Source organism: Streptomyces sp. GESEQ-35 (genome assembly GCF_017948485.1).
GTDB lineage: Bacteria > Actinomycetota > Actinomycetes > Streptomycetales > Streptomycetaceae > Streptomyces.
Window position 1 is genome coordinate 1 of record NZ_JAFFSX010000045.1, and the last position, 21,452, is coordinate 21,452.

Below are 21,452 nucleotides of genomic sequence, written 5' to 3' on the forward strand. Positions count from 1 at the left end.
GGAGGCGATGGTCGCGCCGTCGCGCTTGACGTAGTCGGTCTTGCCGATCTGGTAGGCGTCGTCGCAGACGTCGCTGGCCTGCGCCTTCTCGCTCAAAGGATTGCCCTTGGGCGTGGGGGCCGTGGACTTCGACGCGGAACGCTCGGAGGGTGCCGGAGCCGGTCCGCTGCCCGCGAGAGCGCTGCCTGCCGGGACCATGACGAAGGCAGCGGCGATTGCCGCCGTTGCGAACAGACGTGAACGCATGGATTCTTCTCCCACTTGCCGGATGTGCGATGGCTTCGGAGCCGCAAGGATGGTGTGGGGCATCCCCTCCGTACGCGTTCGGAGGGGACACCGGTGCCGAGCAGTGCTCCATGCGGCACAACGCGTGCGGTAGGGGGTCGGTTCAATTAGCCTCTTTCATCCTGTACCGGGAGGGTGAAATGGCCTGATACTTCCATGCGCGACGTCGACGTCCCGTGCGAGCGGGGCAGGCCGGTCTCCTGGCGCATCTGCGCAAAAACTGTCGGTGCCGGGCGAATTGCAGTCTTCGAGGACAAGGCTGGCTTCTCGATGACGCCGCCCACCGCCCGTACCTGATCCCGCCGCGGCCGCACTCCCGTCGTGCGTGTGCGGGGCCGCTCCCGCAGCCGGATCTCGATCGCCAAGCTGGCCTGACCCTAACGGCGGCCGTTGCCACACGCACCTTGGTCGTCAGCCCTCCCCGGGACCGGCCGAGGGCCTGCCGTGTCGCCGAGCCTTCCGAATCCGCCAGTTCATCCCCGCCTGCTTCCCCTTTTTGCGGGCGGGGATGTGCTGATGGGCGCGGTTGATCGTGGAGTCCACCGAAACGGTCCATTCGACATCCCCCACCGCCTGTCACGACATGCATCATCCTGAACGGCGACACAGGCGCCGTGACTGGGGTTACGAAGTTCATTCGTCAGAAGCCGCCGAGGGCCGACGATGACATCGGCGCCCGGGGGCTTCGTCATTGATGCCGCTGAACGGAGGGGGTGGGCCGGCCGAGAGTCGCTTTCGACTCGTCGACCAGTCCGGTCAGGTGCGCGACCTCGGTGTCGGTGAGCCGTTCGGCGATTTCGGAGGCTTCGATGTTGGACCGCAGGTGGTCGGGGCTGCTGGTGCCGGGGATGACGACCACGGAGGGTGAGCGGCGCAGCAGCCAGGCCAGTGCGACCTGGGCCGGTGCGGCGCCCAGGCGCTCTGCGGGGCCGGTCAGCTCGTGGTGGTCGCTGAGCCGTCCGGCGGCCAGCGGGAAGTAGGGGATGAAGAGGATGTCCTGGGCCTCGCAGTCGGCGAGGACCTGGACGCCGCTGCGGTCAAGCAGGTTGAAGCGGTTCTGCACCGCCGCGATGGGGGTCGTCCGCTGGGCGCGGGCCAGCATCTGCGGGGACGCGCCCGACAAGCCGATCCGGCGGATCAGTCCCTGCTCCCGCAGTTCGGCGAGTGCGCCGAGCGACTCCTCCAGCGGCACGTCCTGGTGCGCGCCGGGGGTGTCGCCGACGAGTCGGAGGTAGGTCAGCTCGCTCACGTCCGTTCCCAGGTCGGTCAGTGCCTCGCGGACCTGCCGCCGGACGGTCTCCGGGCGGCCGTCGACGATCCAGGACTGGTCCGGGCCGCGCTCCGCGCCGACCTTGTTGCCCACGATCACGCCCTCGGGGGCCGGCCCCAGGGCCTGCCCGATCAGCTGGTTCACCGTTCGCGGCCCGTAGGCGTTCGCGGTGTCGAAGAACGTCACGCCCAGTTCCACGGCCAGGCGCAGCACCCGCCGCGCCGCCTCCGGGTCGTCTGGAAACCCCCAGACCCTTGGGCCTGCGAGCTGCATGGCGCCATATCCCACACGATTCATCGGATCCTCCTGCGTATCACCGATACGCCATTGGGCGTATCACCGAACGAACCAGTGATACGCCCAATGGCGTAGCATTGCAACCGTGGACGACGCGAAGACCCGCAACCGCCGACAGATCCTGGACGTGGCAGCCGAGCTCCTGGAACGGGAGGGCGTCCAGGCGCTCTCCACACGCGCCGTCGCAGCAGCGGCGGGCATCCGGGCCGCCTCCCTCTACCAGCTCTTCGGCGACAAGGACGGACTCCTTTCGTCGCTGGCCACCCACGCCTTCGACCTCTACCTGGCGCAGAAGCAGACCCTGTCGTCGAGCGGCGACGCGGTCGACGACATGCGCCGCGGATGGGACATGCACGTCGACTTCGGCCTAGAGCACTCCGCCTTCTACCTTCTGATGTACGGCACCGACCGCCCCGGCCGCCGTCCACCTGCCGCACAGCAGGCTTACGAACTCCTCATGACGTTCCTCAACCGCGCCGCCTCCGACGGCCGCCTACGGGTACCGCCCACCCTCGCCGCCCACCTCCTCCTGGCAGCGGTGACCGGCGTCACGCTCTCCCTGATCGGCATCCCCGAGAGCGACCGCGACCCCGAGGTCTCACCACGCATGCGGGAAACACTCATCGGCTCCCTGACCACCGACACGAGCCCAGCACCAGAGCCCACCCTCGCCGCTCGCGCCCTCGCACTCGATGCCACCCTCAGCGCGGCCGACCCAGCCACCGTCCCACTCCGCCTCGCCGAGACCGCACTCCTGCACGACTGGCTCCAGCGCCTCGCCCACTAGGACGAGCTGGGTCCTCGAAGGCAATTGTCAGACAGGCCCTAGGCGTTGGCGCTCTTCGAGGAGTCCGGCCGTCCGGAGGCCGAGACGGTCCGCGGGAAGCTCCGCCACCTGGACGCACGTGACGGGACGCTCACGTCGTAGAAGCAACGCCGCCAGCACCACGCGTTTCTGTGGCGAGCCCAGGTCCACCTCACGCTCACCGCGCCACACCCGGATCGGCCCCAGCAAGGAAAAGCGAAGGGAGTCCTTGTTGGCTGCGTTAACGAGATCGATCCACCCTGAGGTCAACGCCCATCCGCGAAGTGACCCGGCGTGCGCTTCGGCCAGTACGGTATCCGTTTCCGGGCCTCCTTTTTTGAGACTGGCGATGCGGATGGTCCTGCAGAGCGGCCTGCGTAGGAGCCGCCGGCTCCTGACGGCGGCCATGTCGTGTTCGCGGGCGGCACGGATGTCATGGATGGCGCCGGGAAGCGCGGGTGAGGCCCACAGGAGCGTGCCTGCCGGGTCGGCGAGGTCGGACAGCCGGCGCGGCCGGCTGTCCGACGGGCTCGGTCACGGACCGGCAGACGGTGCCGGGGCTGATGCCGAACCTGCCGCGAGCCCGGGTGTAGGTGTGTCTGCACCGCGGGTGGGACACGACCAGCAGGGCCTGCCGGTCCGTTCCGAGCCGACGCCATCGTGTTGCGCGTTCACGTCCGAGGGCGGCCAGCTTCCCGGCCAGGAACCGCGGAGCTGAGCTGGACAGATCGAGACCAGAAGGGCGCGGACAAGCACACGAAGCTCCCGGCAGATAGGTCGATCTTGGTCGACAAGCCATCCACCAGGAGCTTCATCTCTTCCCGCACCTACCCCCTCACGCCAACTCGCCTGCCAAACCATGGCGGAGCCATGCGCACGATGACTCGGCCGCTGTTGCCTGGAAGGGTTTGGGCAGCGTGGAACAGCGTTCGTGTGGCTGGTCATCTGCGGCACCCAGCTGCGGATGCGGGGCATCATCCTGCGCGAGAACCCGGAGAAGCTGACCGAGCCCGACGCGCGCGAGCAGGTCACGATGTCGATGCTGGCGGAGGTCGTGGTCGTCGGCATCGCGCTGATCCGCGAACGCGTCGGCCGGACGCCGGAGGACCAGGCCCAGGAGCGGGACCCGGACCAGGACCAGGACCCGGAGCCCGCGGGCCGATGAGCGCGGGAGGGCCGGAGATCTCCGGCCCTCCCGCCGGACGGGTCCTCTTCCGGTTGAACCGTTGCTTGCGCAGGCCCGTTGCCACGTCGGAGGGGTTCATCTGAGCCCGGCATGAACTGCTCCTAGTGCGGAGCGCGAGTGTTGACCGGGGTGTGGAGATGTCTGGATCGCATGGTGGCCGTCGTGAACTGATGGCCGGACAGCTCGGCGTATGGCATGCGCAGCAACTGGCTCCGGACAATCCGATCTATAACATGGGTGAATACATAGAGATTCACGGAAAGATAGACACGGGTTCATTCGAGGCGGCCGTGCGGAGAGCCGTCCTGGAAGCCGACTGTTTGACTCTTCACTTCGAGCGAAACACAGACGACGTGCCGCGGCAATATTTTGACCAGCGGAGCGACTGGCTGTTCCACGTGGTCGACGTGAGCGGTGAGGAAGATCCGCGTTCCAGTGCGGTGAGTTGGATGCGCGCTGACATGCGACGCCCGGCGGATCTCCAGAGCGGTGATCTCTTCGCTCAGGCTATATTCAAGGTGGAAGAAGATCTCTTCTTCTGGTACCAGCGAATACACCACATCATCGCGGATGGACTCGCGGGACCCCGGATAGCCTCCCGAGTGGCCGCGCTCTACACGGCACTGGCAGCCGGTGAACCCGTCACGGACAGTGCGCTTTCCTCAAGTTCCGTACTGATGGATGCCGATGCCGATTACCGTGTATCCGCCGAATTCGAGCTGGACCGGAAGTACTGGAGGGAACGGCTTTCTGATATCCCTCAAACGGTCAGCTTGAGTGGCCGGGAACCTTCCACCGCACCCCATGAGTTGACACGCCATACGCTCCGTGTCCCTCCCGACGCCGCTGCGGAACTCAGAAGCTCCGCACGACGGCTGGGAACGAGCCTCTCAGGTCTGGCCGTAGCGGCGAGCGCTGCCTACCTGCACCGTGCTACGGGGCAGGAGGACATCATTCTCGGGATCCCCGTCATGGGCAGAAAAACCGCACTGCGCGACATACCTGGAATGACGGCGAACATTGTTCCTCTGCGCCTCACGGTGCAGCCGAAGGCCACAGTGCGGGAACTCGTTAAGCAGGTGTCCCGCGGAGTGCGAGATGCCTTGAGGCATCAGCGATACCGCTATGAGGACATCCTCAGAGACCTGAAACGCGTAGGGCGCAGCGGACTTTACCCACTCCTGGTCAATATCGTATCCTTTGACTACGACCTAAAATTCGGTGACGCCACAAGCCGCGCGCACGCGCTCGGTGGCATCAATTTCCATGACCTGTCGATCTCGGTGTACGACAGATCATTCGACGGAAGTATATCCGTGGTCGTGGAGGCCAACCCGGATCTGTACAGCCGGGAAGCTGTGCATGAACATGCTGCACGATTCCTTGACGCGCTGAAATGGATGGCGCGTTCCACTGCGGACGAGCGCGTTCACCAGATCACGTTGATGAGCCGCTCCGAGCAGCGTCTGGTCCTCGAGGAATGGAACGACACGGCCCATGAGGTGCCCGCGGCGACATTGCCGGAGCTGCTGCGGACGCAGGCTGCCCGCACCCCGGACGCGGTCGCGGTGGTCTTCGACGGGATCGAGGTGACCTATGCGAACCTCAACGCGCGGGCCAACCGCCTCGCCCGGTTCCTGATCGACCGGGGTGTGGGACCCGAGTCACCGGTCGCGGTGATGATGCACCGCTCCGTCGACCTGGTGATCGCCCTCCTTGCGGTGGTCAAGGCCGGCGGCGCGTACGTACCCGTCGACCCGGACTACCCCATCGAGCGGATCACCTACGTCCTCAACGACGCCCAGCCCCTCCTGACGCTCACCAGCAGAGAGCTGGCCTCCCGTCTCACCGGCGGAGAGGTGCCACACCTGGCCGTCGACGACCCCCGGACCATCACCGCACTCGAGGACCACGCCGACTCCGACCCCACCGACGCCGAGCGCCGCGCCACCCTCCTGCCCGCTCACCCCGCCTACGTGATCTACACCTCCGGCTCCACCGGACGGCCCAAGGGCGTGGCCGTACCCCATGCGGGTGTCGTCAACTGGCTGGCCTGGCTGCAGGGCGCCTACAACTTGTCCGCATCGGAACGGGTGTTGCAGAAGACCCCCTTCGGTTTCGATGTGTCGGTACGGGAGTTCTTCTGGCCGCTGCTCCAGGGTGCGACGATGGTGGTCGCCAAGCCCTCGGGCCACCGCGACTCCGGGTACCTGGCCGAGTTGATCCAACGCGAACGTGTCACGATCGCGCACTTCGTTCCGTCTCTGCTGCAGGTCTTCCTCCGCGAACCGGCTGCCGCCGCCTGTACCGACCTGCGAGCGGTGTTCTGCAGCGGCGAAGCGCTCCCCAGCGACATCGCCGTGCAGTTCCAAAACGTATTGAACGTTCCGCTGCACAATCTCTACGGTCCCACCGAGGCGTCGGTCGAGGTCACCGCATGGACGTGTGACAGCGGCACCAGCAGAAGCAGGGTCCCCATCGGGAGCCCGGTCTGGAACACCCAGGTGTATGTGCTGGACGCGGCGTTGCGGCCGGTGCCGCCAGGGGTTGCGGGTGAGTTGTACCTCGCCGGTGTTCAGCTGGCGCGGGGGTATCTGGGCCGGCCGGGGTTGACGGCGGAGCGGTTTGTGGCCGGCCCGTTTTCTGCGGGTGAGCGGATGTACCGTACCGGTGACCTGGCTCGGTGGAACGCGGACGGGCAGCTGGAGTATCTCGGGCGGACTGATGACCAGGTGAAGATCCGGGGGTTCCGGATCGAGCCGGGCGAGATCGAGGCCGTACTGAGTGCACATTCGTCCGTGGCGCAGTCGGTGGTGATGGTGCGCGAAGACCGCCCCGGCGACAAGCGCCTGGTCGGCTACCTCGTCCCGGCGAACGGTCCGGAAGGCGCGGACAACGCTGCCATACGCAAACACCTGCACAGTGTGCTTCCGGAGTACATGGTGCCGTCCGCGCTGGTGGTGCTGGATGCACTGCCGTTGACGGTGAACGGCAAGCTGGACCGCAGGGCTCTGCCTGCTCCGGACTACCGGGCGGCCGACCGTGGCCGGGGGCCGGCGACGGTGCAGGAGGAGCTTCTGTGCTCGGTGTTCGCCGAGGTGCTGGGCCTGTCCGTGGTCGGGGTGGAGGACAACTTCTTCGAGCTGGGCGGCCACTCGCTGCTGGCGACCCGGCTGGTGAGCCGTATCCGGTCGGTCTTTGGGTCGGAGGTGGCGATCCGGACGTTGTTCGAGGCGCCGACCGTGGCTGCTCTGGCGGGTCGGTTGACGGCTTCCGGTGCGAGGCGGCGACCGTTGGTGCGGGTGGATCGGGCGGAGCGGGTGCCGGTCTCGTTCGCGCAGCAGCGGTTGTGGTTCCTGGGCGAGTTGGAAGGTCCGTCGGCGACCTACAACATCCCCGTCGCCCTGCGGTTGACCGGTGATCTGGATGTCGGGGCGTTGCGGTCGGCGCTGGGCGATGTCGTGGAGCGGCACGAGGTGCTGCGGACGGTGTTCGCCGCGGTGGACGGGCAGCCCTACCAGCACATCCTTCCGGCCGAAGAGGCCTTGCTGTCCCTCACGGTCGAGCAGGTGACCGACCTCCAGTCCGCGATCACCGAAGTCGCGGGGCATCGCTTCGAGCTGGCCACCGAGATCCCGTTTCGGGCCCGCCTGTTCGAGATCGGTCCCCACGAGCATGTCCTGGTGATGGTGGTCCACCACATCGCGGGTGACGGATGGTCGATGGGACCCCTGGCACGGGACATCTCGGCCGCGTACACGGCCCGGTCCACCGGTCAGACGCCCAGGTGGCAGCCGTTGACGGTGCAATACGCCGACTACAGCCTGTGGCAGCGCCAACTGCTCGGCGACGAGGCCGACTCGGGCAGTGTGCTGGCCCAGCAGCTCGACTACTGGCGCGAGGCACTCGCCGACCTGCCCCAGGAACTGACGCTGCCGTTCGACCGGCCACGCCCGACGATCTCCTCCCACCAGGGCGGAAGCATCGAACTCACTATCGACACCCACATCCACAGCGCCCTGGTGGAGCTGGCCGGAGAACAGGGCGTGACGGTGTTCATGGTGGTGCAGGCGGCGCTGGCCGTCCTGCTGCACCGGCACGGGGCCGGAGACGACATTCCGGTCGGCACCCCGGTCGCCGGACGCACCGACGAGGCACTTGAGGACCTGGTCGGCTTCTTCGTCAACACACTCGTCCTGCGCTCGGACCTGTCCGGCGATCCCACCTTCCTGCAACTGCTGGCCAGAACACGGGAAGCAGACCTCGGCGCCTACACCCACCAGGACGTGCCCTTCGAACGGCTCGTAGAAGACCTCGCACCGGCCCGCTCCATGGCCCGTCACCCGCTCTTCCAGACCATGCTCACCCTGCACAACACCACCCAGGCCGTCCTCGACCTGCCCGGGCTGAACATCGAGGCACTGCCTGCGGGCATCCCTCCTGCCAAGTTCGACCTGGACTTCCAGCTCGCCGAGCAGTTCACCGACGGCGGCACCCCGGCGGGCCTGACCGGACTGATCCTCTACGCCACCGACCTGTTCGATCCCGCGAGTGTCGAGGCGATCGCACGGCGCTTCCTCATGGTCCTGGAGACAGTGACGGCAGATCCGTCGGTGCCGGTCAGCCGGATCGACGTCCTGGACGCCGCGGAGCGGGAGCGGATCCTGTCCGGGCGGGACGACACCACCCACGACGTTCCGCAGGCCACACTGGCCGAACTGTTCGAAGCCCAGGTCACGCGCACCCCCGATGCGGCCGCGGTGCTCTTCGACGGCGCCGAGGTGACCTATGCGGAGCTGAACGCGCGGGCCAACCGGCTGGCCCGCGTCCTCGTGGACAGGGGTGCCCGGCCGGAAGAACGGGTGGCGGTGATGATGGACCGGTCCGCCGACCTTGTCGTCGCACTCCTCGCAGTGGTCAAGACCGGAGCCGCGTACGTTCCGATCGACCCGGGTTACCCCGCCGACCGCATCACTTACATGCTCAACGACGCCCAGGCCACAGTGCTGGTCACGCACCAGGCCATGACAGGCGCAGCGGACAACGATGTGCCACGCATCGTGACGGATGCCCTGGACACCACGGCGGCCCTGGCCACGATGGCTGGGGAGAACCTCACGCACCACGAAAGAGGAGCGGCACTCCTGCCCGCTCACCCCGCCTACGTGATCTACACCTCCGGCTCCACGGGACGCCCCAAGGGCGTCGTGGTGAGCCACGCAGCAGTCTCCCACTACCTCAACTGGGCCATCAGCGCGTACGCCGGCTTGAGTGGTCGGACCGTGCTGCACTCGTCGGCTGCGTTCGACCTGACCGTCACACCCCTGTACGGCACGCTGATCTCGGGCGGCACCCTGCACATCGCGGATATCCAGGACAGGCTTGCCGCTGAACCGGCACCCACCTTCCTGAAGGTGACGCCGAGCCACCTGCGCCTTCTGTCCGAAGATCCCGTCGGATCCTTCGCCCGGGGAGACCTTGTCGTCGGCGGCGAAAGCCTTACCGGCGAGCAGCTCACACGGTGGCGGTGCGCGCACCACGACGTCCTGATCACGAATGAGTACGGTCCGACCGAGGCGGCCGTCGGATGTGTCACCTTCACCATCCGCCCCGGGGACCCGGACGTACCGGGTGGCGTCCCCATCGGCCATTCCGTTCCGAACATGAGAGCCTTCGTGCTGGACGCGGCGTTGCGGCCGGTGCCGCCAGGGGTTGCGGGTGAGTTGTACCTCGCCGGTGTTCAGCTGGCGCGGGGGTATCTGGGCCGGCCGGGGTTGACGGCGGAGCGGTTTGTGGCCGGCCCGTTTTCTGCGGGTGAGCGGATGTACCGTACCGGTGACCTGGCTCGGTGGAACGTCGACGGGCAGCTGGAGTATCTCGGGCGGACTGATGACCAGGTGAAGATCCGGGGGTTCCGGGTCGAGCCGGGCGAGATCGAGGCCGTACTGAGTGCACATTCGTCCGTGGCGCAGTCGGTGGTGATGGTGCGCGAAGACCGCCCCGGCGACAAGCGCCTGGTCGGCTACCTCGTCTCCAACAGCGGCAACGCCCCGCGGGCGGACAGTGCCGGGCTGCGTGCCCATCTCCGGGCGATGCTTCCGGAGTACATGGTGCCGTCCGCGCTGGTGGTGCTGGATGCACTGCCGTTGACGGTGAACGGCAAGCTGGACCGCAGGGCCCTGCCCGTTCCCGACTACCAGACGGCCGACAACGGCCGAGGGCCGGCGACGGTGCAGGAGGAGCTTCTGTGCTCGGTGTTCGCCGAGGTGCTGGGCCTGTCCGTGGTCGGGGTGGAGGACAACTTCTTCGAGCTGGGCGGCCACTCGCTGCTGGCGACCCGGCTGGTGAGCCGTATCCGGTCGGTCTTTGGGTCGGAGGTGGCGATCCGGACGTTGTTCGAGGCGCCGACCGTGGCTGCTCTGGCGGGTCGGTTGACGTCTTCCGGTGCGAGGCGGCGACCGTTGGTGCGGGTGGATCGGGCGGAGCGGGTGCCGGTCTCGTTCGCGCAGCAGCGGTTGTGGTTCCTGGGCGAGTTGGAAGGTCCGTCGGCGACCTACAACATCCCCGTCGCCCTGCGGTTGACCGGGCCGTTGGATGTCGCTGCCCTGGGGGCTGCCCTGGCTGATGTGGTGGGCCGGCACGAGGTGCTGCGGACGGTGTTCGCGACGGTGGACGGGCACCCCTATCAGCAGATCCTTCCGGCCGAAGAGGCTTCGGTGTCCCTTGCGGTCGAGCAGGTGACCGACCTTGAGTCGGCGATCAACGAGGTCGCGGGGCATTGCTTCGATCTCGCCATCGAGATGCCGTTGCGGGCCTGGCTGTTCGAGGCCGGTTCTGACGAGCATGTGCTGGTGATCGTGGTGCATCACATTGCCGGTGACGGATGGTCGATGGGGCCGCTGGCGCGGGATGTGTCGGTCGCGTACACGGCTCGTGCTGCCGGGCGGGGACCTGGCTGGGAGCCGTTGACGGTGCAGTACGCGGACTACACGTTGTGGCAGCGCGAACTGCTCGGTGAGGAGGGCGATCCGGGCAGTCTGCTGAATGCGCAGTTGGGTTATTGGCGTAAGGCGTTGGAGGGGGTGCCGCAGGAGTTGGTGCTGCCGTTCGACCGGCCGCGGCCGGCGGTGGCTTCGCATCGCGGTGGCCGGGTGGGTATCCGCGTGCCGGCCGAGGTGCATGCCCGGGTGGCCGAGTTGGCCCGGGCCGAGGGTGTGACGGTGTTCATGGTGCTTCAGGCGGCGCTGGCGGTGCTGTTGTCCCGGGTGGGTGCGGGCCGTGACATTCCGGTGGGAACGCCGGTCGCGGGACGTACCGACGAGGCACTGGACGACCTGGTCGGGTTCTTCGTCAACACTCTGGTGATGCGTACCGACCTGTCGGGTGACCCGTCGTTCGTCGGTCTGCTGGAGCGGGTTCGGGAGAACGGCCTGGCTGCGTTCGCGCATCAGGATGTGCCCTTTGAGCGGCTGGTCGAGGACCTCGCTCCGGTCCGCTCGATGGCCCGCCACCCGCTCTTCCAGACCGTGCTCACCTTGCAGAACACCGCCGAGGCCGTCCTCGACCTGCCCGGCATCGACGCCACGTCGTTGTCCGCCGGCGAACCGGTTGCCAAGTTCGACCTGTCCTTCGCCCTGGCCGAGACCTTCCACACCGACACCGACACCTACACCGACACCGGTACGGGCAGCGGTGATCGCCCGGCCGGTCTGCACGGCGGTATCGACTACGCCCTCGACCTGTTCGACCGCGAAACGGTGGAGACCCTGGCCGAACGGTTCGTCCGCGTCCTGGACACCGTCACTGCCAACCCCCACCAGCACATCGACGCCATCGAGGTACTGGATCCCGCGGAGCGGAAGCGGATCCTGGTCGAGTGGAACGGCACCGCCCGGGAGGTGCCCGCTGCGACGCTGCCGGAGCTGTTCCAGGCCCAGGCCGCCCGTACCCCCGACGCGACCGCCCTCGTGTTCGAGGACGCGGAAGTGAGCTATGCGCAACTCAACGCCCACGCCAACCGCCTCGCCCGACTGCTGATCGACCGGGGAGTGGGCCCCGAGTCGCTGGTCGCGGTCATGGTGGAGCGCTCGGCCGACCTCGTCGTCGCGTTCCTCGCGGTCACGAAGGCCGGTGGCGCCTACCTGCCCATCGACCCGGACTACCCGGCCGAGCGGATCACCTACGTCCTCAACGACGCCCAACCTCTCCTGATGCTCACCAGCAGGGAGCTGGCGTCCCGTCTCACCGACAGCCACCCGCCCCACCTGGCCGTCGACGATCCCCAGACCACCGTCGCACTCACGCATTTCACCGACTCCGACCCCACCGACGCCGAGCGCCGTGCCACCTTGCTGCCCGCCCACCCCGCCTACGTGATCTACACCTCCGGCTCCACCGGACGACCCAAGGGCGTGGCCGTCACCCACCAGGGATTGCCGAGTCTGACCACCGCGCAAGCAGAGGAACTCGCGATCACGACAGGCAGCCGGGTGCTGCAGTTCGCCTCGATGAGTTTCGACGCGGCGATCTGGGAGACCGTGATGGCCTTGTGCAACGGCGCCTGCCTCATCTCGGCCACCCCGCACGACCTGCTCCCCGGCCCGGCACTCGTCCACCTGATCGCGGAGCACTCGGTCACGCATGCACTCCTGCCCCCTGCCGCACTGGCGCTCCTGGAAGCGGACAGCCTGCCGTCGATCACAACCCTCATCAGCGGCGGCGAAGCTCTCAGCCAGAACCTGGTCGCCCGCTGGGCCCACGGCCGTCGTCTCCTCAACGCCTACGGACCCACGGAATCCACCGTCTGTGCCACCACCGCCCTCCTGTCCGCCGACGAACCCACCACCCCGCCCATCGGCACACCCGTACCGAACACCCGCACCTACGTGCTGGACGCGGCCCTACGGCCGGTACCGCCAGGGGTTGCGGGTGAGTTGTACCTCGCCGGCGGCGGCCTGGCCCGCGGCTACCACGCCCGGCCGGGGCTGACGGCGGAGCGCTTCGTCGCCAGCCCGTTCTCTGCGGGTGAGCGGATGTACCGTACCGGTGACCTGGCCCGGTGGAACGTCGACGGGCAGCTGGAGTATCTCGGGCGGACCGATGACCAGGTGAAGATCCGGGGATTCCGGATCGAGCCGGGCGAGATCGAGGCCGTACTGAGCGCACATTCGTCCGTGGCCCAGTCGGTGGTGATGGTGCGCGAAGAGCGCCCCGGCGACAAGCGCCTGGTCGGCTACCTCGTCCCGGCGAACGGTCCGGAAGGCGCGGACAACGCTGCCATACGCAAACACCTGCACAGTGTGCTTCCGGAGTACATGGTGCCGTCCGCACTGGTGGTCCTGGATGCACTGCCGCTGACCGTGAACGGCAAGCTGGACCGCAGGGCCCTGCCCGTTCCCGACTACCAGACGGCCGACAACGGCCGAGGGCCGGCCACGGTACAAGAAGAGGTCCTGTGCTCGGTGTTCGCCGAGGTCTTGGGCCTGCCCCAGGTCGGAGTGGACGACAACTTCTTCGAACTGGGCGGCCACTCGCTGCTCGCGGTGCGGGTGGTCGAGCTGCTGCGTGCCCGGGGGATGTCGGTTGATGTGCGGTCGTTGTTCGCGGCGCCCACGGCTGCCGGACTGGCTGCGTCGGGTGGTCGGGCCGAGGTGGGGGTGCCGGAGAACCGGATTCCGGACAACGCCCCGGCCCTCTCTCCCGACATGCTCTCCCTGGTGGATCTGACCCAAGAGGAGATCGACCGGAGCGTGGCCCGGGTTCCCGGCGGAGCGGGCAACGTGGCGGATGTGTACCCGCTGGCTCCGCTGCAGGAAGGGATCCTCTTCCACCACCTGATGGGTGGCTCGGGTGACGGAACCGACGTGTACATACTGCCGGTCCTGTTGGGCTTCGACTCCCGGCAGCGGCTCGACGTGTTCGTGAACGCACTGCAGAAGGTCGTCGACCGGCATGACATCCTGCGGACCGCCGTCCTGTGGGAAGGACTGCGCGAACCGGTCCAGGTGGTGCTGCGCCGTGCTGTGATCCCGGTGGAAAACGTCGACTTGCCTCAGGGGCCCGACGATGAGGTGACCGGCCGGATGCTGGCCGCGTGTCCTGGATCGATGGACATCGACAAGGCGCCGCTGATACGGGTGTACACGGCGACCGACCCGGTGAACGGTGAGTGGCTCGCGCTCGTTCAGGCCCATCACCTGATCTCGGACCACACCACCCTGGACGTACTGCTGCAGGAGGTGCGCGCGTACCTCACGGGCCGGGAGGACACCCTGCCCGCGCCCTTGCCCTTCCGGAACTTCGTTGCTCAGGCCCGCCTGCGGGTGGCGCAGGAGGAACACCGAAAGTACTTCTCCACTCTGTTGGGCGACGTGACCGAGCCGACCGCGCCGTTCGGCATGCTCGACGTCCTCGGCGACGGCACCGGCGTGACGGAGTCCCGTCGCGTGATGGGTGCGGAACTCGCGCAGCGACTGCGGGACCAGTCACGCCGACTCGGCGTGAGCCCGGCCACGATCCTGCACGTGGTGTGGGCGCGGGTTCTGGCGGCCACTTCGGGCCGGGACGACGTCGTCTTCGGTACGGTCCTGTTCGGCCGTATGGCCGCGGGAAGCGGCGCCGACCGCGTTCTGGGCCTGTTCATCAACTCCCTTCCGGTGCGGGTACAGACGCACGGTGCGCAGGTGATGGACACGGTCCGGTCCGTGCAGAACCAGCTGGCGGACCTGCTCGTCCACGAACACGCCCCCTTGAAACTCGCCCGGCAGGCCAGCGGCATCAAGGCGGACACTCCACTGTTCACCTCCCTGTTCAACTACCGGCACTCCAGGAGCACCGAGCCGGGAACGGACAACAGTCTTGACGGCATCGAGTTGCTGTACGACCAGGAGCGGACGAACTACCCGATCGGGCTGAGCGTCGACGACACCGGTGACGGATTCACCTTCACCGTGCAGGTCGCCGAACCCGTCTCGGGTGCGTCACTGTGCGCCATGGTCCACACCGCCGCCGAAGGCGTCGTCACCGCCCTGGAGACAGCACCACACCAGCGGATCAGCACGGTGGACGTCCTCGACCCCGAGGAGCGGCACCGGGTCCTGGCCGAGTGGAACGACAGCGCCCGGGAGGTACCCGCTGCGACGCTGCCGGACCTGTTCCAGGCCCAGGCCGCCCTCACCCCCGACGCGACCGCCCTCGTCTTCGAGGACGTGGAACTTAGTTACGCGGAACTCAACGCCCGCGCCAACCGCCTCGCCCGACTGCTGATCGATCGCGGAGTGGGACCCGAGTCGCTGGTCGCGGTCATGGTGGAGCGCTCCATCGACCTCACCGTCGCTTCCCTCGCGGTCACGAAGGCCGGCGGTGCCTACCTGCCCATCGACCCCGACTACCCCGCCGACCGCATCGCCTACGTCCTCACCGACGCCGAGCCCCTCCTGGTGCTCACCAGCGCGGACCTGGCCCCCCGCCTCACCGACAGCCACCCGCCCCATGTGGCCGTCGACGACCCCCGGACCATCACCGCACTCAACGATCTCGACGGCTCCGACCCCACCGACGCCGAGCGCTGTACCGCCCTGCTGCCCGCCCACCCCGCGTATGTGATCTACACCTCCGGCTCCACCGGGCAGCCCAAGGGCGTGGCCGTCACTCACCAAGGGCTGCCGAGCCTGGCCGCCGCGCAGGCGGAGGAATTCGGGATCACAGCAGGGAGCCGGGTGCTGCAGTTCGCCTCGGCGAGCTTCGACGCGGCCATGTGGGAAATGGTGATGGCCTTGTGCAACGGGGCCTGCCTCGTCTCGGCCGCGTCGCACGAACTGCTGCCGGGCCAGGCGCTCGTCCGCCTGGTCGCGGAACGGTCGGTCACCCACGTCACCCTGCCCCCCGCCGCACTGGCTCTCATGGAACCGGACAGCCTGCCGTCGATCACGACCCTCATCACCGCCGGCGAAGCACTCAGCCAGCACCTGGTCACCCACTGGGCCGACGGCCGCCGCCTCATCAACGCCTACGGACCGACGGAATCCACCGTCTGCGCCACCACCACCAACCCCCTGTCCGCAGACAACCACACCACCCCGTCCATCGGCACGCCCATCGCCAACTCCCGGGTCTACGTGCTGGACTCGGCTCTGCGGCCGGTGCCGCCGGGAGTGGCGGGTGAGCTGTACCTCGCCGGCGCGGGCCTGGCCCGCGGCTACCTCGACCGGCCGGGGCTGACCGCGCAGCGGTTCGTCGCCGACCCCTTCACCCCGGGTGAGCGGATGTACCGCACCGGCGACCTGGCGAAATGGCGACCGGACGGTGCCCTGGACTTCCTGGGCCGTGTGGATGACCAGGTGAAGATTCGTGGTTTCCGGATCGAGCCGGGCGAGATCGAGGCCGCACTGAGTGCACACCCATCCGTAGCCCAGGCAGCGGTGGTCGTGCGCGAAGACCGCCCCGGCGACAAGCGCCTGGTCGGCTACCTCGTCCCCGCCACCGGTCACACAAGCGGTGTCGATACCGCTGCCCTGCGTGCCCATCTCGGCGCGAGGCTTCCCGAGTACATGGTGCCCTCGGCGCTGATGGTGCTGGATACGCTGCCGCTGACGGTGAACGGCAAGCTGGACCGCAAGGCTCTGCCTGCTCCGCACTACCAGGCGGTCGACAGCGGCCGGGGGCCGGCCACGGTACAGGAAGAGATCCTGTGCACCGTGTTCGCCGAAGTCCTGGACCTGCCCCAGGTCGGAGTGGACGACAACTTCTTCGCATTGGGTGGCCACTCACTGCTCGCGCTGCAGCTGACCAACAGGATCCGGACGGCTCTGGGGGTGGAGGTCGCGATGCGGGCGTTGTTCGAGGCGCCGACCGTGGCCGGACTCGCGCGGCGGCTGACGGATTCGAGTGCGGCACGTCCCGCGCTGGTGGCGATGACACGGCCCAATGCGGTACCGGTCTCGTTCGCGCAGCAGCGGTTGTGGTTCCTGGGCGAGTTGGAAGGCCCCTCGGCGACCTACAACATCCCCATCGCGCTGCGGTTGACCGGTGATCTGGATGTCGGGGCGTTGCAGTTGGCGCTGGGCGATGTGGTGGGCCGGCACGAGGTGCTGCGGACGGTCTTTGCCGCTGATGAGGGCAGGCCGTATCAGCGGGTCCTTCCCTCGCCTTCGTCTTTTGATCTGCCTGTGGTCGAGGTGGAGCAGGAGGGCCTGGCGAAGGTGGTTGCCGATCTGGCGGCTCTTGCCTTCGATCTCGCCACCGAGATCCCGTTTCGGGCCTGCCTGTTCGAGATCGGTCCCCACGAGCATGTCCTGGTGATGGTGGTCCACCACATCGCGGGTGACGGATGGTCGATGGGACCCCTGGCACGGGACATCTCGGCCGCGTACACGGCCCGGTCCACCGGCCAGGCGCCCGAGTGGGAGCCGTTGGCGGTGCAATACGCCGACTACAGCCTGTGGCAGCGCCAACTGCTCGGCGACGAGGCCGACTCGGGCAGTGTGCTGGCCCAGCAGCTCGACTACTGGCGCGAGGCACTCGCCGACCTGCCCCAGGAACTGACGCTGCCGTTCGACCGGCCACGCCCGGCGGTGGCTTCGCACCGTGGCGGCCGGGTGGAGATCCAAGTGCCGGCCGAGGTGCATGCCCGGGTGGCCGAACTGGCCCGCGCCGAGGGCGTGACGGTGTTCATGGTGCTTCAGGCGGCGCTGGCGGTGCTGCTGCACCGGCTCGGGGCCGGAGACGACATTCCGGTCGGCACCCCGGTCGCCGGACGCACCGACGAAGCACTCGACGACCTGGTCGGCTTCTTCGTCAATACCCTGGTGATGCGCACCGGCCTGTCCGGTGACCCCACGTTCACCGGCCTGCTGGAGCAGGTCAGGGAGAACGGCCTGGCCGCGTTCGCGCACCAGGACGTGCCTTTCGAGCGGCTGGTGGAAGACCTCGCACCGGCCCGCTCGATGGCCCGTCACCCGCTCTTCCAGACTATGCTCGCCTTGCAGAACACCGCCCAGGCCGTCCTCGACCTGCCCGGCATCGACGCCGAACCCTTCCCCACCGGTGAACCGGCAGCCAAATTCGACCTGTTCTTCAGCCTGAGTGAAACCTTCCGCACCGACACCGACACCGACACCGGCGACCGCCCGGGCGGTCTGCACGGCGGTATCGACTACGCCCTCGACCTGTTCGACCGCGAAACGGTGGAAGCCCTGGCCGAACGGTTCGTCCGCGTCCTGGACACCGTCACCAGGGAACCGCACCAGCGGGTCAGCGGCGTGGAGGTGCTGTCGGCGGACGAGCGGCACCGGGTCGTGACGGGGTGGAACGACACCGTCCAGGAGGTGCCCGGCACGGCGCTGCCGGAGCTGTTCCAGGCCCGGGTTGCGAAGCATCCTGATGCCGTCGCGGTGGCCTTCGGTGACGCCGAGGTGACGTATGCGGAGCTCGACGAGCGTGCGAACCGCCTTGCCCGGTTGCTGATCCGTCGCGGTATCGGTCCCGAGCGCATCGTCGGGCTGGCCGTGCCTCGCTCGGTGGACCTGATCGTCGGTCTGCTGGCGGTGCTGAAGTCGGGCGCCGGTTACCTGCCGATCGATCCGGAGTACCCGGCCGAGCGGATTGCCTTCATGGTGGCCGATGCCGTTCCCTCCCTGACGCTGACCACTGCTGAGGTCGCGGGGCGTGTGTCTACCGGGCCCGCGCTGCTGCTGGACGACCCCGCAGTCGCCGCCGAACTCGGCGCGCTGCCGACCGACGCTCCGGGCGATGAGGAGCGGACCGGCCCGCTGATGCCGCAGCACCCCGCGTACCTGATCTACACCTCCGGTTCGACCGGACGTCCCAAGGGTGTGGTGATGTCCTGTGGCGCGCTGGTCAACCTGCTGTCCTGGCACGCTTCCGCCATCCCCGCCGAGGCCGGTTCGCGGGTCGCTCAGTTCACCGCGATCAGCTTCGACGTCTCGGCCCAGGAGATTCTCTCGGCCCTCTTGGACGGCAAGACCCTCGTGGTACCGGACGACGAGATCCGGCGTGACCCGGAAGCGTTCGTGGCATGGCTGAGGGAGCAGAAGGCCACTGAGTTGTACGCCCCCCACATGATGCTGGACGCTCTTGGTGAGGCTGCAGCGGAGCAGGGCACGGACCTGCCGCGGCTGCGTCATGTCTCCCAGGCCGGCGAGGCCCTTGTACTCAGTGACCGGGTCCGTGACCTGTGCGCGGCGGTCGGGACCGTACTGCACAACCACTACGGTCCGTCCGAGACCCATGTGGTCACCGCCCATACCCTGCCGGCGGACCGGGCGGCATGGCCCGGGGGTGCCGCGCCCATCGGCCGTCCGGTGTGGAACACCCGGGTCTACGTCCTGGACGCGGCCCTGCGGCCGGTGCCGGTGGGGGTTGCGGGTGAACTGTACGTCTCCGGCGTCCAACTGGCCCGCGGCTACCACGCCCGGCCGGGACTGACCGCGCAGCGGTTCGTCGCCAGTCCCTTCACCCCGGGTGAGCGGATGTACCGCACCGGCGACCTGGTCCGCTGGAACGCCGACGGGCAGCTGGAGTACCTGGGCCGTACGGACGACCAGGTGAAGATTCGGGGGTTCCGTATCGAGCTGGGCGAGGTCGAGGCCGCGCTGAGCGCACATCCGTCCGTGGCCCGGGCAGCGGTGACGGTGCGTGAGGACCGCCCCGGGGACAAGCGCCTGGTCGGCTACCTCGTCCCCGCCGCCGGTCACACCGACGGTGTCGATACCGCCCCCTTGCGTGCCCACCTCGGCATGCTGCTTCCGGAGTACATGGTGCCGTCCGCGCTGGTGGTCCTGGAGAATCTGCCGCTGACGGCGAACGGGAAACTGGATCGACGGGAACTCCCGGCGCCGGATGACCATAATGTGTCCGCGCCGAGCCGGGAGCCCTCCTCGATCCAGGAGGAAATCCTGTGCAGGCTTTTTGCCGAAGAACTGAATGTGCCTCATATCGGCGTCGCCGACAACTTCTTCGAATGCGGTGGACATTCACTTCTGGCGGTCAAGCTGGTGCGTCGGATTCGTGCGGTCATGGGTGTCGATGTCTCCGTCCGGATGCTGATGGAAGCGCCCAGCGTCGCAGGACTCGCGCATCGGCTCAGCCTTTCCGCGATGGAGGATTCCCTCCGTATGCTGCTTCCCATCAGGACACACGGGAGCAGGCCACCCCTCTTCTGCGTCCACCCGCGGTCCGGGTTGAGTTGGTGCTTCGCGCCTCTGGCCGCGTTCGTACCTTCTGACATCCCCTTGTACGGCCTGCAGGCGCGGGATGCCGACAGTGCGGGTGAACTGCCGGGATCGATCCGGGAAATGGCGGAAGAGTACGTCACAGAGTTGCGCACCGTGCAACCGTCCGGTCCGTACCATCTGCTGGGGTGGTCAATGGGAGGCCGCGTAGCGCAGGAGATGGCTGTGCAACTACAGGAAGACGGCCAGCAAGTGGCACTCATCATCATGGGAGGCTATGCACCCGCCCCGATCGGCACGATCCAAGAGCGTGACGGAAACGGCAATGACGATCACGCGGATGCATCGGACGTACTCGACGAGGCGCCTTCTCTCCGTGATCTCGCAGGACTTCCGGACTACTTCCGCAGCGAGATTTCAGATGAAGAGGCTGAGGCGAGGGCAAGGATCATCGCAAACAATACCCGAATCTACGTGAATCATTACCCTCGCAGATTCTACGACGACATACTTTTTATCTCGTCGGACGAACTTGAGGACGGTTGGGGTCGCGCCATGTGGCAGCCCTATATTTCCGGCCACATAGGCGAGTCGCGGCTGCCTTGCACCCACGACGAAATGGCCGATCCCCCCATGCTCTCGCAGCTGTGGAACTCCATTGCTGATTGGCTTCGAGTGACAGACAGGACTGGAAGATGACGAACCCATTTGAGGACCAGGATGCCAACTACCTTGTTCTGAAGAACGAGGAGGGTCAGTTCTCGCTTTGGCCCACGTTCGTCGACGTGCCGGACGGGTGGGAGCCGGTCTTCGGAGAGGCAGCGCGTGAAGTGTGCCTCGACTTCGTCGAGAAGAACTGGACCGACATGCGTCCCAAGAGCTTGAGAGACGCCATGAACGCCAGCTGAGCAGGATCGGGCGCAGGACCCCGGGCTGCGGCCCGATGCGCTGCTGGGGCACGCGAGGCGCTCGCCATGCCCGCGTGGCAGCTGGCGAATCCAGGGCTCGTGCCCGTCAGCCGGCGGTGGCAGATGAGGGTTGCCGCGATGGCGGTGAAGGCGAGGAAGTGCTCGGGCTTGCGCTCGTAGCGGCGGTGTCCCTGGGCCGGGCCGCCGTCGACGCCGGCCACCGCCTCTACTCCACCGCCGCCGGGCTTGCGGCCAAGTGCCACATGGCCGCCCTCGAGGGCCGTTGGAAGACCTGCATGCGGCTCTTCCCCGGACCCAGACTCCTGATCATCGACGAGCTGGGCTGCGCGCCACGAGGAGCAGTCCGCCACCGGTCCTCGCTGGCCACTGGGCCGTGGAGCGGACGATGTGGCGGCCCTGTCGGCGCTCGATGAGGGCGACTGCCCTGGGCATGGTGAAGGTCGCGTTTCGGGCATCGATATCGGCCGGCCGCAGATGAAGGACGGCGCTG

Annotated in this window: 4 protein-coding genes and 5 pseudogenes; 5 read left to right on the top strand and 4 right to left on the bottom strand. The window is 67.7% G+C overall.

Annotated features, from left to right (window positions below; genetic code table 11):
• Positions 1 to 246, bottom strand: a pseudogene (locus KCH87_RS46610) (hypothetical protein); the annotation flags it as partial.
• A gap of 309 nt (positions 247 to 555) precedes the next feature.
• Between KCH87_RS46610 and KCH87_RS49830 the strand changes: the two are divergent.
• Positions 556 to 654 (top strand): annotated as a pseudogene (locus KCH87_RS49830) (DDE endonuclease); the annotation flags it as partial.
• 22 nt (positions 655 to 676) lie between these two features.
• Here KCH87_RS49830 and KCH87_RS46615 read toward each other — a convergent pair.
• Positions 677 to 858, bottom strand: a pseudogene (locus tag KCH87_RS46615) (IS5/IS1182 family transposase); the annotation flags it as partial.
• A 115-nt stretch (positions 859 to 973) separates the two neighbouring features.
• Complete coding sequence (locus KCH87_RS46620) at positions 974 to 1,852, bottom strand: aldo/keto reductase (RefSeq protein WP_247197865.1); 879 nt, start codon at positions 1,850 to 1,852, stop codon at positions 974 to 976.
• Between the two features lie 85 nt (positions 1,853 to 1,937).
• Between KCH87_RS46620 and KCH87_RS46625 the strand changes: the two genes are divergently transcribed.
• From KCH87_RS46625 to KCH87_RS46640, 4 genes and pseudogenes are all read left to right on the top strand, one after another.
• Positions 1,938 to 2,639, top strand: coding sequence for a TetR/AcrR family transcriptional regulator (locus KCH87_RS46625; RefSeq protein ID WP_210594060.1), 702 nt, complete (start codon positions 1,938 to 1,940; stop codon positions 2,637 to 2,639).
• 946 nt (positions 2,640 to 3,585) lie between these two features.
• Positions 3,586 to 3,822 (top strand): annotated as a pseudogene (locus tag KCH87_RS46630) (hypothetical protein); the annotation flags it as partial.
• Positions 3,823 to 4,013: 191 nt separating this feature from the next.
• Complete coding sequence (locus KCH87_RS46635) at positions 4,014 to 20,732, top strand: non-ribosomal peptide synthetase (RefSeq protein WP_210594061.1); 16,719 nt, start codon at positions 4,014 to 4,016, stop codon at positions 20,730 to 20,732.
• A complete protein-coding gene (locus tag KCH87_RS46640; protein WP_210594062.1) occupies positions 20,729 to 20,941 on the top strand; it encodes an MbtH family NRPS accessory protein in 213 nt (70 codons plus the stop codon). The genes KCH87_RS46635 and KCH87_RS46640 overlap by 4 nt, the downstream gene beginning before the upstream one ends.
• A 104-nt stretch (positions 20,942 to 21,045) precedes the next feature.
• Here KCH87_RS46640 and KCH87_RS46645 read toward each other — a convergent pair.
• Positions 21,046 to 21,129 (bottom strand): annotated as a pseudogene (locus KCH87_RS46645) (IS5/IS1182 family transposase); the annotation flags it as partial.
• Positions 21,130 to 21,452 lie beyond the last annotated feature (323 nt).

Coding starts and splice junctions, on each gene's coding strand:
- KCH87_RS46620 (WP_247197865.1), bottom strand. CDS start 1,852: ATGAATCGTGTGGGATATGGCGCCATGCAGCTCGCAGGCCCAAGGGTC.
- KCH87_RS46635 (WP_210594061.1), top strand. CDS start 4,014: ATGGCCGGACAGCTCGGCGTATGGCATGCGCAGCAACTGGCTCCGGAC.
- KCH87_RS46640 (WP_210594062.1), top strand. CDS start 20,729: ATGACGAACCCATTTGAGGACCAGGATGCCAACTACCTTGTTCTGAAG.